Raw genomic sequence first — 14,801 nt, forward strand, 5'->3', positions numbered from 1 at the left:
TCACCTGCGGCTCCTCATCGTGTAGTAGCGGTATGGGCCATCACCGTGCACGTCCACCTCGGTGCGGCGCGGTTCCACGAGCAGCGGCGGCACGTCCTTCCTGATGGCTTTCACCAGCCAGGCGACCCCGCGACCCCGCGGGCCGGTGATGCGGAACCGGCCGCCGGCCGGGTAGGTGGCAGCCACCTCGCCCGGCACGTCGACGCAGGACAGCAGCACCGCCCGCCCGGCCAGTGCGGTGAGCGCCTCGAAGTAGCTGGGCAGCTCGACCACCACCTGGCCGTCCTCGTCGAGCGTCGCGGTGCCCCAGTATTCGACGCCGTTGTGCGGCGACTCGGTGGTGGCATGCACCAGGTACCGATCCGGATACTGCGGATGGTCGATAATAAATGTTTTCACGACAAAATTGATGTCGTTTCTAACGAACTGAATATCGCTGCCGTTCCAGAAACAGCGGAACATTCCATCGCCGGGAGCTGATTGCACCCGGAAATTCAGGGGGCCGCCGCTGCTGCCGGTGAGCCCTGCCCCTATGACGTTGGTGTAGCCGTCGCTGGTGAACCGGAGGCCAGCGACCGAGGTAGTGCCAACTCCATCCGTGAGCCCGATGTAATTGTTGCCGCCAGGCGAGAGAGAAATGACGTACTTGCGATCGGACGCAGTCACACTGCCGATTTGCAAAGTGTTATCGGAGGCATACGCCGTCAGATAATGGTAACTCGTCGCGTCCTCATACATGCGGATCTCCGGATCCGCGCCGAGTATCGGGTTGATGACCAGCCGTTTGGCCGTGTTGTTGACCGTGCTCGTCAGCCGGCCGACGATGTCGACGTCGCCATTCGCAGCGTCGAGCTTGAATGTCTGGCCGCTGCTGGAATAGCCGCGCAGCCCATTCACGTCCAACTCCACGCGGGCGCCTGAGGAGTCCGACCGCAGGGTGAAGGCGCCGGAGGCGTTGAGGTCGACCGTCGTGACCCCGGAGGAGTCGATGGTCCGCAGGCCGCTGGTGCTGAGCTCCACCCGGGCCCCGGACGTGTCTGACCGCAGCGTGAACGACCCGGACGGACTCAGGGCCACGGTGTTGACGCCGTCGTTGTCGTACAGCGACAGCCCGCTGACCGTGCTCAGATCCACCCGGGCCCCGGACGTGCCGGACCGCATGAAGAACACGCCGGTGCCGGCCTCCAGCGCCACCGTCTGCACGCCGCCGGAGTTCCAGACGCCGATGCCGCCCGCGTTGACCTCCACCCGGGCTCCGGACGCGGCCGTCCGCAACGTGAAGCTGCCGTCGTTGAGCAGGCTGACGAGCTCGGTGCCGCCGCCGTTGTAGCCGTGCAAGCCGGTGGCATTGAGCTCCACCCGCTGCCCGGACGACGCGGTGCGGATGCTGGCGCCGATCAGCCAGTTCGAGCTGATCGTGCCCGCGGTCACCTTCGTCACGGTGAGATCGCTGATGTGCGCGGAGTCGACCAACAGCGCCGTCGCCGACGCCGCGGCGCTCGCGGCCGACCGGTTGCCCGCCTGGTCGACGGCGACCACGCGCACCCACCGGACGGTGGTCTCCTCCACCTCCACCGTGCCCACCGCGGCGATCTCCGCCTGCATCATCCCCGCGGTGGCCGCCACCTGCCCCTTGAGCGTCGTCTCGTCCGGGGTGAAGCCCGACGAGTCGCCAACGTGGATCTCCAGGTGCGATAAGTCGAGTTCGAGGTTGAACACCCCGCCGGTCGCCTTGCCGAGCTCGTGCCGCACCTGCAGGGCCAGCGACGACCCGGCCACCACGGGGGCGGCCGGCGTGCTGGGCGGGATCGTGTCCGGGTGCGCGGTCGCCGACTCGGTGACGCTCCACTCGCCCGCGTTGCCCGACAGGTCGACGGCGCGGATCCCGAAGTCGTACAGGACGCCCGGCGACAGGTCGCCGACGACGGCCTGGGTATCGCCCCACGCCGCATACGCCATCCGCCAGGTGGTCGCCGGGCTGACGTCGTAGCGGATCTCGTAGTGGTCGCCGTCGAGGATCGTCGACCCGTCCTCGTTGAGCGGGGTGTCCCAGCTCACCATGATGTTCGCCCGGGTGCCGCCGAGCGCATCCAGGTAGACCGACGTCTCGAACGGCAGCACCCACGCCACCGTGCCGGGCACGGTGGCGTCCGGGGTCGGCCGGGGCCCGACCGGCTCGCCGCCGGAGTTCGTGAGCGCGCGGTTGAGCTCGCCGACGACCACGGAGGTGGCGCCGCTCTCCCACAGCACGTACGGGGTGAGGTCCAGCCAGGTGCCGTCCTGGTGGCGGTAGCCGACCGTCATCCCCTCCGCCACCGGCCACGAGGCCTCGACGGCGCGCAGCCGGATCGGGTTGATCCGCTGGCCCCGGTAGATGACCTCGTAGTCGACGTCGTACAGGCCCGAGTCGGGGTCGTACACCCACACCCAGTCACCCGGGACGAACGCGCCGCGGATGTCGTAGTCCCTCGCCGACAACTGCATGGCGTTGCGGGTGCCGGAGAAGCGGTTGAGCTGCAACTGGGCGCGCGCCTGCGCGTTGGTGGTGGCCGTCCCGGACTCGCTGACCAGGCGGGTGCGTTGCACCGGCTGCCCGCGCAGGTCCTGGTACGGGTTCGACAGGATGTTCACGCCCGCGGTAGCCACCGAGGCGCCTTCGCCCTCGGCGAGCAGCACCACCCGGCTCGTCCAGTCCTCCACGTCCCGGGCGAGCGCCATATCCCCGGGCAGGCCCGTCAGCGCCATGTCCGGGCCGACCGCGCCCTCCCGCACGATGACGCAGGTCGGCGTGACCTTGAACAGGTTGGCGGTGGGGCCGGCGTCGAGGGTGCCGTTGCCGTTGACGCGCCAGTCGCAGCTCATGGTCGAGCACACGTAGTCGATGGCCTTGCGCCGCGACTGCCACTGGTGGCGGCCGGTGTAGGTGCCGGCCGCGCTGTAGAGGGTGCCCTCCACCACGGCCGTCGACGAGCCGAGCAGGGCGCGGACCGCGTTCGGGAAGGTCGCGCCGGTGATCTGGATGGGCGACTCCAGGACCTCGCCCTTGTCGTCGGAGTCGCCGAGCCAGACGGCCATGCCCTGGCCCTTGATGACCTTGCGATGCTCGAACTCGCGGCCGGTGAGCACGCCGACGTAGCGGGCCATGGTGAGCAGCTCGTCCTGGTACTCGGCCACGTTGACCCGGCCTGGGACCAGCGCGACGTGGCCGAAGAACTGCAGCCGGTCGAGGACCTCGCGCGGCGTCTCCCCGCTGAGCTGGACGGCCCAGCCGCCGAGCCCCATCAGCACCTCGGTGACGGCCATCAGAAAATCACCGCAACCCTAATCTCAGTAGTAGTATTATTACTAATATGACCTGTTCTATAGACGACTGTGATCGCCCGTTCTACGGTCGCACCTGGTGCCGCTTGCACTGGGATCGCTGGCGCAGACACGGCGACCCTCTTTTCGTGGCATCTCGCCCTCCAAAGCGACCATGCAAAGTCGATGGCTGCGAAAACAGCTCACGAATCCAAGAGCTGTGCCGTAAGCACTATCAACGGTTAAGGAAGACCGGGGCCCCGGAGGGCGTCCGCACGAAGCCGCTCGAAGAGCGCTTCTGGGCCAAGGTTCGCCGGGGAGCCCCAGACGAGTGCTGGGAGTGGCAAGGGGGACGCTATGAACTGGGCTACGGCCGGTTCGCCCTGCCCGGGAAGCGGCATGGTCGCGCTCATTGCTTCTCGTACGAACTTGCCTACGGCCCCGCCCCTGCTGGCATGTACATCCTGCATTCGTGCGACAACCCGCCATGCGTCAACCCAGCACATCTGTCCGCAGGACCTCAAACCGAGAACATGGCGCAGATGGTCGCTCGTGGACGACGAAAGCGGCGATTCTCCGATGAGGTGCTGGCTGCTGTACGAGACTCTGCCGAACCGCAGAAGAAACTCGCGGAGAGCTTCGGCATGAGTCAGTCTTATGTCTCGCTGATCAAACGCCAGTACCGTGACGGAATGAACCGAAGCTTCACCGCCTAACGGCGGCTGTCGTTTCCGGAAGAGCACCAACATACTGGTCTCGCAGGTGGATGGCTGTGTCGCCGGAGGCCGCCGACCCGCCGCCCGCGACGGTGCCGAGGTAGAAGTCCATCGCCGTGCTCGCGGTCTTCACGAGCCCGCCGTTGGCGTGCGGGTTGAAGTTTCGGGCGGATCCCGCGGTGACCCGGTTGCCGTCGGCGTCGTCGCTGGTGCGTACCACGTACGAGGTGCCGTCCGTCAGCGTCTCCGCGGTGGCCAGGTAGACCGACAGGGTGCCGGAGTCGCCGCGCTGCAGGTACCCCTCCGCGATGCGGGAGCCCCGCCGCAGGGTGAGGTCCAGGACGGTCCGACCGACCGGCACCCGGTGCTCGACCAGCCGGACAATCACCTGCTCCGGGTCGTTGCGCAGCACCGTCGCCGACTCCCACCGCGTCACCTGCGTGCCGCCGACGTCCACCCACCACGCCCGCGGCCGCCACACCCCACCGGTGTACGACGCCACCTCCAGCGAGCCGCCCGCCAGCAGGGGCCGCACCCGCACCAGCCCGTTCCCCAGCTCCCAGCCGTCCGCGTCCACCCGGTAGCCGGTGCCCACCCGCTCCCACCCGGCCGACAGGATCCGGGCCCGGCCGCGCATGTAGTCGCCGACGGCGCACCCCCACCGCGGTGACGCCCCGGCCGGCACGCCGCGGTAGACCGTCATCGGCCCGTCCGTGGTGGCCCGGGTCATCGTGCTCGGCAGGGTTGCGCCGGTGTGCAGCGCGTAGTGGCCGATCGGCGGCGCGTGCCACCGCTCCCCGCTCAACCCGAAGTCGTTGGCGCGCCGGGCCCCGGTCAGGCGGGATTCCAGGTCGACGTCGCTGTCCGCCCCGTGACGGCGCAGCGACAACTTCCAGGTGACCCAGGCCAACCGCTGGCCGAACCGGTCGACGTAGTCCGCAGACGCGTCGGTGACCGTGTAGTAGCCGTCCCGCTCCGACTTCTCCCCCCACCGGGCTGGCACCAGGGCGCCCACCAGGCCGAGCGCGCCTTCCATCCGCTCGAGGAGCTCCGCCCGGGTGATGAGCGGAGCGACCTCCTTGCCCTCCAGGCTCATCACCCGGCCGCCGTCGCCGCTCGCCGTCTCCGACAGGGCGAACGTCTCCCGAAGGGTCAGCCGGCCGAGGATCAGGTCGCTCACGCGTACACCTCCCGATCCAGGTCCCGCAGCCCGTCGCGCAGCTGCACCAGCAGGGTCCGGTAGGCGTCCGGCCGGGACGGGTCGAGGACGCCCTCGACCTGCATCACCAGGTCACCCTGGATCGTCACCCCGCCGCCAGCACCCGCGCCGCCGGCGGCTCCGATGCCCGCCGTGGCGGTGAAGGCGCCCACGTTCGGCGTCATCGTCACGGAACCGCCCAGGTCGAACATCGCGGCGTCAGCGAGCCGCCCGGCAGCCGCTGTCACCAGGCCAGCAGCCCCGTCCATGCCGACCGCGAGACCTGCGGGGAGCTGCTTGCCGATCGCCGCGAAGACCTTCGACGGGGAAGCGATGCCGAGGATGCTGCGCAGCCAGCCGACCATGCCGGAGAACAGGTTCCCCAGCATCCCCATGAACGAGTTCCACGTGTTGACGAACCCGTTCCACAGGCCGATGACCATGTTGTGGCCGATCGTGCCGAGCTGCCCGCCCAGGCTGTTGAAAACGCCCATGATCGTGCCGGGCAGGCTGCGCAGCCAGTCAACCAACTCGCCCGCCTTACGGATCGCGGAGTCCTTCATCTCCCCGAACCAGCCGCCCACCCGACCCGCCATGTCACCCAGGCTGGAGACGGCGTCCATGACCTTGTTCGGCAGGCCACGCAGCCAGTCGATGAGGTCGCCGACCACCTTGACCGCCCGGTCCTTCATGTCGCCGAACCAGGCGGCGACCTTCCCGGGGATCTCCTTGAGGCCGTTGATCGCGTCCATGATCCACTGGACGGCCTTGTTGAACCAATCCTTCAGCGCGTTCGCCAGGTCCGGGATGATCGAGTGGCCGACCAGCACGTCGTAGAGCCACTTGAAGAAGCCGACGACCTGGTCAACCACCCACTTGAACTTCTCGGCCAGCCATTCGATCGCCGGAGTGATCGCTGAAATGATCTTCGCGGCGAGGTCGACAATCCACTGGATCAGCTGGCCCAGCGCCGGGATGACATGCTGCAGCACCGCGGCAACCAGCTGCACCAGCCACTGCACCACCGGCATCAGCGCGACGATCAAATCCGCCGCCACCTGGATGATCGGCATCAGCGCCTGCAGGAGGCCGGAGAACGCCTCGACCACCATCACGACGACCGGCACCAGCGCCTGGATCAGCTGCACCAGCACGGGCAGAATCGCGGTGATCAGCGGCGCGAACGCCACCAGGAGCTGGGCGACGATGCCGACGATCGGCGTGATCGCGGGCAACAGGCTGACGAACGCCTGCAACAGGGTGACCAAGCTCGGCGCCAGCGCGGTCAGCGCCGCGAGCAACGCCGTACCGACCTGCTGCACCACCTGCGCGATGATCGGGAGCAGCGGGGTGATCGCGGCGACCAGCATGGTGATCGCCTGCACCAGGATCTGCCCCATCTGCGCAGCCACCTGCGCCACCAGGGCAACGATCGGCGTGACGACCGGGATGAGGCCGGTCAGCAGGGTCGCGATCTGCAGAATGAACGGCGTCAACACGGTGACCGCCTGCACCAGCACCCCGCCCAGCACCTGCGCGAGCTGCGACAACGGCGCCAGCAACGGCAGCAGCGCCGTCACCAGCTGCGCGAACACCGTCAGCAACGTGGTGCCGATCGACGTCGCCAGCTGCACAACGATCGGAATCAGCGGCATGATCGCGGGCAGCAGCGCACCCACCAGCGACTGAATCAGCTGAGCAACCACCGGCAACAGCGGCGCAATGGCCTGAGCCAGCTGCAGCCACGCCTGGATCAACGCCCCGCCCAGGACGGACACGACCTGGCCGATGACGGGCATCAGCGACGTCAAGGCCGGTAGCAGCGCCTGATTCCACTGCACCAAGACGGCACCGATGGCCGGAATCAGCGGGGTGAGAGCGTCTCCGATCTGCTCGAAGGCCTTTGCCGCGGCGGACGCGAGCGGAGTGAGAAGCGGCGCCAGCTGCTTCAACGCGGTAGACAGCGTTCCGGCGATCAGCACGGCCAAGTCGGCGATGACGGGCAGCACCGGCGACAAGGCTTCAACGAGCTCACCGAACGCACCCACTGCGGTGCCGCCGATCTCCGCACCAATCTCCGCGAGCGCGGGAATCAGCGGCGTAATCGCCGGAAGCAGCGTGTTGACCAGGGTGGCAGCAAGGTTCGCGATGACCGGCAGCAGCGGCGCGAGCGCCTGCAGCCCCTGGCCGATCGCCGCGACGAACGCCCCCAGGGCAGGAGTGACCGCGATAACGCCCTGCGCGAGGGTGGTAGCGATGAGGGCAGCGAGCTGCCCGATCACCGGCAACAACGGTGCGACCGCCGCCATAACCCCCGCGATGGCCTGACCGACCGGCGCCAACGCCGGGGCCAGCAGGGCGAACCCCTGAGCAAACCCGGTGATCATGGCGGCGATCCCCGGCGCCAGCGCGGCAATCGCCGAACCGACCTGACCGGCCAGCGGGATGAGCAGCTGGAACGCGGCGCCGACGGTCTGGCCGAGCATCACCAAACTGGGGCCCACCGCGGAGACAGACCGGGCGATGCCGCCGACAACGGCGGCGACCCCCGGCAGGATCGCGGCGATCGCCGACCCCAGCTGGGCAAACACCGGTGCGAGACTGGCGAGGAGACCGCCGATCGCAGTACTGATCGACACCAAGGCAGGCGCCAGATTGCGGACCCCGGCAGCGACACCGCCGATCGCCGCACCGATACCGGGCAGCAGCGCGGTCACCGCCTGTCCGATGACGGCGAACAGCGGGGCAATCGTTGACAGGGCGGCGCCGACTGCGGCGCCGAGTGGCGCTAAGGCGGGAGCGACTGCGGTGATCGCGGAGCTGACCCCCTGCACCAGGGCGATCAGACCTGGTGCAACCGCCGCCAGCGCAGGCACCAGGCCCTGAACCGCGGCGGTGAGCGCTGGCCCGAACGCTGTAGCGAGCTGGCCGACGATCGGCGCCAGCTGGCCAAGTCCGGACACGACCGCGGTGATCACCGGGATCATCGCCTGCCCGACCTGCGCCAACGATCGAAAGATGTTGACGAGCACCTGCTGGCCGGCCGCCGAGTCGACGAAGGCGTGGGCGGCGTCAAGCAGTTGGCCCAGCACGCCGAGGGCGCCGACGCCGGCGGTCTCCATGGCGCGGCCGAACCCGGCGACAATGCCGCCCAGGTCGGCGAGGATCGCGCCCAGCTGCTTGAACACGGCCAGCGCGTTGTTCATCCATTCCAGCGCCTGGCCGCTGGCCGCGGCGTGGAACATGAACCGGCCGAAGCGCTCGGTGGCCTCGGCGATGCCGGGCGCCAGGCGGGCCAACCAGCCCGCGCCGACCACGCCCAAGTCGCGGAACCCCTCCAAGAGCGGCTGCAGGGCGGGCAGCATGGCGGCGAGCGACTCGCGCAGAGAGATGAAGATCGACTCAATCGCCCACAGCGTCTCGCCCTGCCGCGCGAAGTCGATGAGCTCCAACGCGCCCCGGCTGAACTCGCCGGCCACGCCGACCATGCCCTCCCGGACCGCGCCGATCGCAGGCAGGAGGTTCCACAACTGGCCGATCAACGGCGTGAACAGCGCAGACTGCACGTCGTTCTTCAGGCCCTGGAAAGCACCGCTCATCTGGAACAGCTCGTACGCCACGTGGGAGGCGGCCGGAGTCATCTCAACGACGGCGTCCATGAACTTGTCGAAGTCGCCGCTGATCGCCGCGGCGAAGCCGTCCGCCACCCCGGCCAAGGCGACCTTGAGGGTGCCCATCGCGGCGGCGCCCAGCAGGATGCCGCCCGGCAGAGCCGCGAGCGCACCCGCGGCCGGGGCGAGCGCGGCTACCAGGCTGGCGACGCTCGCGGCGGCGGAGGCGGCTCCGGCGGCGAGCGTCGACATGGCGCCGGCGGCGACCCCCAGTCGGCCGAGGTTGGAGATCAGGCCGCCGACGGCACCGGTCACCCGGCCGAAGCCGCCGACCAGTCCGCCGAGGCGGGGGGTGAGGGCGTCGAGGGCGCGCGCGGCGATGTCGCCAATGCCGCTGAGACGGCTGCCGAACCCTCGGTTGAAACCGTCGCCCGCGGCGTCGCCGAGGTCGCGGCCCTCCCCCTCGAACCGGCCGCGGTCGCCGTTGAACCCTCCGGCGTCGGCGCGCGCGGAACGCCGGAAGCCGTCGGTGAAGCCGTCGCCCGCGGCATCGCCGAGGACCTCGCCCTCGGCGACGAACTGGCCGCGCTCGTCGCGCAGTTTGCCGTTGACGTCCCGCTTGAGGCGGCGCCCGAACTCGTCGGTGAAGCCTGCGCCTGCTGCGTCGCCGAGGACTCGGCCTTCGTCGGCGAACTGGCCGCGCTCGTCGCGGATGCGGCCCTGGGCCTCCCGGTTGAAGGAGCGGCCGAAGTCGTCGCCCGCTCTGCTTCCGGCGTCGTTGAAGCCGCGCCGCACGTCGTCGCGTACGTCGGACGTGTCGGCGCGGACGCGGACGAACGCCTCGGCGAGGGCGACCATGGGACCCCCTCGCCTGGCGTTATGGAGTTATCCGGCGAGCAGCTGGGCGATCACTCGCCTGCGCTCCTCCCGGTCCTGACGGACCGGGGCGGCGGGCGTGAACAGGTCGTCGAACTCGACGTGGGGGTCCGGTTCGGTCTTCTCGAGCGCGCCGGCAAGGGCGAGGAGCGCGGTGGTGCGCAGGGTGTCGGCGCGCCACTCGATCCACAGGGTGTGGACGACGTCGAGGAAGTCCGGCAGCGGCAGGTCGCTCAGCCGTAGGACACCAGCTGAGGCTCCTGCTTCGCCGCCACCTGCTCGACGGTGCCCCGCGAGAAGGAAACGGCCGTCACAGTAGCCGGGGCGGTCTGCGGCCCATCGGAGGAGTCCGAGGGCCTGCCGGTAGGGCGGTCCGCGGCCGCCGAGATCAGGTCCTGCAGGATCGTCACCAGCGTCTCGCCGTCCGTGCCGTGCTTGCGGCAGTGCATGCGGAACCGGTTGTAGACCCGGTCGCCGAGCAGACCCTTGTAGACGTCGGCGAGGATCGCGACGCCCTCGGGGCTTTCGGAGTCGACGCCCTGGGTGGCCAGGCGCGCGTACTCCGACATGTCCATGACGCTGATGTCGCCCTCGCCGACGAAGGTGACGCCGTCGAGCTCGAAGTCGAGCGCCGGGACGTCCTGCTGGCGGCCGGCGGAGGTGTAGGAGCGTCTGCTCATCAGAGCCTCGCCATGTCGAGGATGGCCTTGAACGGGGCGCCACCGTCCAGCGGCTTCTCCAGCTTGAACGAGCAGCTGATGGTGGCCTTCGCCGCACCCTTCTGCCGGCTCATCTCCATGCCGCCGGTCTGCAGGCACTTGCGGTAGATCCACCGCTCGGTGTGGTCCTCGGACTCCCAGCCGAGCATGGTCCGCACCTCCTCACCCAGCGCAGGAGGCTCGAACGTGACGGCGCCGGCGCCAGCGGTGATGGTGCCGCCGTTCAACGCGGTCTTGAGGTTGGTCGCGGTGATCTGCGCCAGCGCGAAGTCGAGGTTCATCTCACGCGAGGTGAGGGCGACCGCGATGGGGTCGAGCTCCTCGGCTACCTCGACGTTCTCGGTGTCCACCGAGTAGTTGAACGTGGAACCTTCGGCGGTGTAGCCGAGCTGGATCCACCCGGCTGACACCGACGCCCACGGGGTGACGAGGTCGTTGTCCGGGATTTCCGGGGTGCCGAGCGGCGCGATGTACAGGGTGCCGGGTCCGAGCGCGAGCGCTCCGGGGTTGCCACGAGGCATCAGGCGTCACCTTCCTTGCTGGTGGCCTGGCCGCTCGCGGTCTCAGGCATGGTGTGGGGGGCGGCAGCGGACGGCTGCTCGGACTCGTCGGGGCGGCGGACCTGCTCGGCCCACCCATATGCCTCGACGTGGTCGGCGGGGACCCGGTCGCCGGCGTTGAAGGCCCGCCCGAACTGGCCGCCGATGAACAGGGGCCGGGTGGCGATGTAGTACGCCGGCGGTCCGGCGGCCGACTCGTCCTCGACCGGCCCAGCGGCGGCGGCCGAGGTGGCGGCCGCGCTGTCGGAGAGGGCGACCTCGCGGACGGACTGCGGCTCACCGTCCGGCGGGGAGGGGGCGGGACGGGAGGCCATCAGGCGATCCTGAACACGCCGACCGTCACCGAGGTGACAGCCGAGTAGGTGATGGCGGCCTGGCCGTCCCCGCCCGCGTACATACGCGTCAGCGGGATCTTCCACCGCTCACCGGCCGGGATGGTGATGGCGCGGTCGGCGATGGCAAGCCCGCCGACGGTGCCCGGGGTGGCGATCGTCACCGTCTTCGACGACGCGTCACCGTTGTTGACTTCCAGGAACACGCCGTCGCCGGGGGTGGCGGTGTCGCCGCCGCCGGACGCGGCGGCGAGGGTGGATGCTGAGCCGCCGGGCACCAGCACCTGCGTGGTCAATGCCGCCATGGGGTTCCTCCAGGTCAGGCGAACAGTGGGTGGGTCAGAACATGAAGAAGGAGGCATCGACCAGGTACTGGTACTGCTCCCGGTCGCTGTCGTGGTTGTCCACGAGCAGCGGGCCGACGATGTCGTCGGCGATCAGGCAGCGCGTCTCACCCATGACCGCGGGGGCGCCGCGGAGGCTCGCGACGGCGTTGGCGTAGGCGACCGCGGCGATCTCGGCCGCCTCGTCGGTGCCGGCAAAGATCGACGCGCTGATGCGGGGGCTGTCGACGGTGTCCTCGGCCACCAGGTCCGCGCCGCGGCCGACCCGGGACAGCAGGGCGTAGGCGCCGTGGCCGGGCGAGCGGGGGTGCTGGCGGAACGCGCCGAGGGCCAGCGGGCGGCCCGGGCCGACGAGCGTGCCGGTGAGGCTGTTGACCCAGCCGCGGACGGCGGTGACGGCGACGACGTAGCCCATGTCAGGCCCCGCGGATGTCGTCGAGCGCTGGCCGTAGGTGCGGCTGGGCGCTGGTGCCGGGGTGGTTGACCTTGCGGGCGAACCGCACCTTGCCGTCGCTCCCCACCCAGCGCAGCCAGCCGCCGGGCTTCTTGGGCCGGATCACATGTGGCCGAGTGCCGACCTCGACGAAAAGCCCATAGCTCTCGCCCTGCGGGGTGCGGGCTGGGGAGGCGATGTCGACGTACAGGCCGAGTTCGTCCCGCCCCATCTGCCAGCCGATCTTGCTGCGGAGGTAGCCGGACGGGCGGCCGCCGGACCCGCGCGGTGAGACCGGTGCCCGGCGCTTGGCGCCCTGGGTGACGATCTCCCCGTACCGGGCCATCTTGCGGGCGACCGGCCCGTCCCGGCCGTGCAGGAGCTTGTCGAGCTCGGCCTCGTTGAATCGGATGTCGAACCCGCGCCCGCCAGCGGCCACGATCGCCTCCTACAGCAGGTAGTCGCCCGGCCAGACCGGGGCCGCAGGCATGGACCAGACGGGCAGCAGGGACCCCTCGGAGCCCGGGGAGGCGGCGTCGCTGGCCGCTTCCACCAGGCGCAGCAGCGCGTCTTTCGCGCGCTGGTCGAGGCGAACGAACACGTCGACGTCGGCGTCCCGGTCGGGGTAGGCGAGTTCGATGGCGGCGGCGGCGCGCAGCGCGGCGGCCGTCTGCGCCAGCGTCGACAGGTAGGTCGGGGTGGCGGGGATCCGGCCGGCGACTGCGCCGAGCACCTCCGACACCGCGCTGTCGATGAACCGCTGCGCCTGCTCCCCGGTGGGCGTGGTGGTCCCGTCGAACGTCATCGTCATGGTGTCGTCGCCGGGGGTTGCGGCGGAGGAGCGGGTTCGGGTGGGGATGTGGTCGGCCACCTGCTCCAGTGACGGCGCCCATGGTTCAGCCACGATCCCCTCCCTGTTCTGTTGTGGTGGGTGGCCCGGCCCCGAGGCCACGGAGGCGAACCCCGGGGCCGGGCCACGTCCTACTGCTGCTGGCCGCTGCTCTTGAGGTAGCGGGTCTGCAGCTCCTTGAGGGTCAGCGCGTCCAGCTCGTCTCGGCGGCCGCCCTGGGCGACGCCGTGGTCGACGAGCTCGGCCTTGGACGAGCGCGCGTTGACGGTCTTCGCCTCGCCCGTCTGCCCGGAGTCCGGGGCCGCGGGCTGCTCGGCCGTCTTCGCCGATCCGCCGACCTCCTTGATCAGGCCGACCGACAGCAGGTGCTTGATCCGGTCGTCGGGCACGCCCGGCGGCAGGATCGCGTGCTGGTGGAACATGCCCAGCGTGGCCCCGTTGGGGGTGTCGATCGGCACGTTCGTGACGAGCGCCCCGATGACCTGGTACTGCTTCGACATGCGGGTCTCCTAGTCGATCGTGTCGACGATGCGGATGGCAGCGCCCGGTTCCATGACGACGGGCACGGTGATGCGGCGTCCCCACACGTCCCACGCGTCCGCCTCGGCGATGCGCTTGGACTGCACCTGGACGGCCATCTCGTCGACGGTGTAGCCGGGGTCGACGTTCGCCTCGTCGGCCATGCCGCCGAGCTGCTTGCTGTCGAGGATCCACACGTCGTTGGTGGGCAGCCGCGCCGCGGGCGCCTCCACCACGACCAGGCCGGCGATGGTCTCGATCTGGCCGCCGTAGATGGGGTTGTCGTTGGTCTCCCGGCGGCGCAGCGACGCGACCTTGTCGTCGGATGCCACGATCGCGTAGGTGCTGCTGGACATCAGGATGGTGTCCGGCTCGTAGCCCATGTCGAGGTCGGAGATGGCGGCCTTGGCCACCTCGATCGCGCGCAGGATCTGCGGGGTGGTGCTGTTCCAGGCGCCGCCGTAGGTGTCGGCGTCGATGGTCGCGGTGACCGCGGAGGCGACCGCGGCGAGCGTCACGGCGTCGACCTTGGAGACGATCGTGTTGACGACCTTGCGCAGGACCCGGTCGAGCTCGTCGCCGGGCATGCGCTGCCGCTTGATCTTCTCGTCGGTCAGCCGGGTCGACTGGCCCCACTTGGTGACGGCCGCCAGGGCGGCGACGCCTTCGGCGGTGACCGCCCGCGGGTACTCGCTGCCGGGCGGGACGGCCTCGACCGGGCGGGAGTTGACGATCGGCTCGGAGACGTCGTACAGGACGGCGCCGCCGGCGGACCTCAGGCGCTGGGTGAGGATCCGGTCGGCGACGAACCGCATGTCGGCGATGGTGCGCAGGCGCCGGCGGATCAGGGTCGGGGATTCGAGCATCCGGTGAATGGTGAGCAGGTCACCGGACAGGGTCGGGGCCCCCGGGGGGTTGACGGGCATCTTGTTCGTTCCTCTCGGGGGTTACCAGGCCATCCAGCGGACGGGGGTGCCGTCCGTGGCGGTCGTCAGGGCGACGCCGATGACGGCGCGGGCGGCGGTGATGTCGGCGGAGGTGGCGGCGCCGGCGGCGGCGAGCGCCTTGACCTTGCCGGTGGCACCCGCCTGCAGCTGGTCGGCGGCGGTGATCGCGCCGTCGGCGGTGCCCTCGTGGAGGGTGCCGCGCGGGTAGACGGTGACGCGGCCGCCGGAGCCGGCGTCGCCGGCGGCGACGCCGATGAAGGAGGCGCTGCCCGCGGCGGCCGGGCCGACCGTGCCGTTGCCGGTGACCGCGAGGAGCTGGCCGCCGGTGATGGTGGCCGACGCGGTCAGGGCGATGGTGTTGCCGGGCAGGAAGATCGGGAGGTAGTCAGCCACGGC

15 protein-coding genes are annotated in these 14,801 nt (G+C 70.2%); 2 read left to right on the forward strand and 13 right to left on the reverse strand.

The annotated features are described in order from the left end of the window. On the reverse strand, positions 1 to 3,303 hold the full coding sequence (locus ACLQ2R_RS17230; protein ID WP_425960691.1) for a hypothetical protein: 3,303 nt from the start codon (positions 3,301 to 3,303) through the stop codon (positions 1 to 3). A gap of 47 nt (positions 3,304 to 3,350) precedes the next feature. Between ACLQ2R_RS17230 and ACLQ2R_RS17235 the strand changes: the two genes are divergently transcribed. Continuing rightward, a complete protein-coding gene (locus ACLQ2R_RS17235; protein ID WP_425960692.1) occupies positions 3,351 to 4,016 on the forward strand; it encodes an HNH endonuclease in 666 nt (221 codons plus the stop codon). On the opposite strand, the gene ACLQ2R_RS17240 is transcribed toward ACLQ2R_RS17235, so the two are convergent. Both ACLQ2R_RS17240 and ACLQ2R_RS17245 read right to left on the reverse strand, forming a co-directional pair. Then, positions 4,006 to 5,196, reverse strand: coding sequence for a hypothetical protein (locus ACLQ2R_RS17240; protein ID WP_425960693.1), 1,191 nt, complete (start codon positions 5,194 to 5,196; stop codon positions 4,006 to 4,008). The two genes, ACLQ2R_RS17235 and ACLQ2R_RS17240, sit on opposite strands and share 11 nt — an antisense overlap. Beyond that, on the reverse strand, positions 5,193 to 9,683 hold the full coding sequence (locus ACLQ2R_RS17245) for a hypothetical protein (protein ID WP_425960695.1): 4,491 nt from the start codon (positions 9,681 to 9,683) through the stop codon (positions 5,193 to 5,195). The genes ACLQ2R_RS17240 and ACLQ2R_RS17245 overlap by 4 nt, the downstream gene beginning before the upstream one ends. Positions 9,684 to 9,704: 21 nt before the next feature. On the opposite strand from ACLQ2R_RS17245, the gene ACLQ2R_RS17250 reads away from it, so the two are divergent. Continuing rightward, positions 9,705 to 9,944 (forward strand): hypothetical protein, encoded by a 240-nt coding sequence (locus ACLQ2R_RS17250; protein WP_425960696.1) that lies wholly within the window; start codon positions 9,705 to 9,707, stop codon positions 9,942 to 9,944. Here ACLQ2R_RS17250 and ACLQ2R_RS17255 read toward each other — a convergent pair. From ACLQ2R_RS17255 to ACLQ2R_RS17300, 10 genes are all read right to left on the reverse strand, one after another. Continuing rightward, the gene (locus tag ACLQ2R_RS17255) at positions 9,935 to 10,381 is read right to left on the reverse strand and encodes a hypothetical protein (RefSeq protein ID WP_425960697.1); all 447 of its coding nucleotides are present in this window, start codon (positions 10,379 to 10,381) and stop codon (positions 9,935 to 9,937) included. The genes ACLQ2R_RS17250 and ACLQ2R_RS17255 overlap by 10 nt on opposite strands. Next, complete coding sequence (locus ACLQ2R_RS17260; RefSeq protein WP_425960699.1) at positions 10,381 to 10,941, reverse strand: hypothetical protein; 561 nt, start codon at positions 10,939 to 10,941, stop codon at positions 10,381 to 10,383. The genes ACLQ2R_RS17255 and ACLQ2R_RS17260 overlap by 1 nt, the downstream gene beginning before the upstream one ends. Further along, positions 10,941 to 11,294 (reverse strand): hypothetical protein, encoded by a 354-nt coding sequence (locus ACLQ2R_RS17265; protein WP_425960701.1) that lies wholly within the window; start codon positions 11,292 to 11,294, stop codon positions 10,941 to 10,943. The genes ACLQ2R_RS17260 and ACLQ2R_RS17265 overlap by 1 nt, the downstream gene beginning before the upstream one ends. Next, positions 11,294 to 11,617, reverse strand: coding sequence for a hypothetical protein (locus ACLQ2R_RS17270; protein ID WP_425960702.1), 324 nt, complete (start codon positions 11,615 to 11,617; stop codon positions 11,294 to 11,296). The genes ACLQ2R_RS17265 and ACLQ2R_RS17270 overlap by 1 nt, the downstream gene beginning before the upstream one ends. Positions 11,618 to 11,651: 34 nt before the next feature. Further along, positions 11,652 to 12,071 carry a hypothetical protein gene (locus tag ACLQ2R_RS17275; RefSeq protein ID WP_425960704.1) on the reverse strand — a complete coding sequence of 140 codons (420 nt, stop codon included), beginning with the start codon at positions 12,069 to 12,071 and terminating at the stop codon, positions 11,652 to 11,654. Position 12,072: 1 nt separating this feature from the next. After that, complete coding sequence (locus tag ACLQ2R_RS17280; protein ID WP_425960706.1) at positions 12,073 to 12,528, reverse strand: hypothetical protein; 456 nt, start codon at positions 12,526 to 12,528, stop codon at positions 12,073 to 12,075. 9 nt (positions 12,529 to 12,537) lie between these two features. Then, positions 12,538 to 12,993 (reverse strand): hypothetical protein, encoded by a 456-nt coding sequence (locus ACLQ2R_RS17285; RefSeq protein WP_425960708.1) that lies wholly within the window; start codon positions 12,991 to 12,993, stop codon positions 12,538 to 12,540. Between the two features lie 77 nt (positions 12,994 to 13,070). Next, positions 13,071 to 13,439: a hypothetical protein gene (locus ACLQ2R_RS17290; protein WP_425960710.1), complete on the reverse strand. Its 369-nt coding sequence runs from the start codon at positions 13,437 to 13,439 to the stop codon at positions 13,071 to 13,073. A 9-nt stretch (positions 13,440 to 13,448) separates the two neighbouring features. Continuing rightward, on the reverse strand, positions 13,449 to 14,384 hold the full coding sequence (locus ACLQ2R_RS17295) for a hypothetical protein (RefSeq protein WP_425960711.1): 936 nt from the start codon (positions 14,382 to 14,384) through the stop codon (positions 13,449 to 13,451). 21 nt (positions 14,385 to 14,405) lie between these two features. Beyond that, positions 14,406 to 14,798, reverse strand: a complete 393-nt coding sequence (locus tag ACLQ2R_RS17300) for a hypothetical protein (RefSeq protein WP_425960713.1) — start codon at positions 14,796 to 14,798, stop codon at positions 14,406 to 14,408. Positions 14,799 to 14,801: the final 3 nt, after the last annotated feature.

It is taken from the genome of Streptosporangium sp. DT93 (assembly GCF_049844535.1).
Classification (GTDB): domain Bacteria; phylum Actinomycetota; class Actinomycetes; order Streptosporangiales; family Streptosporangiaceae; genus Streptosporangium.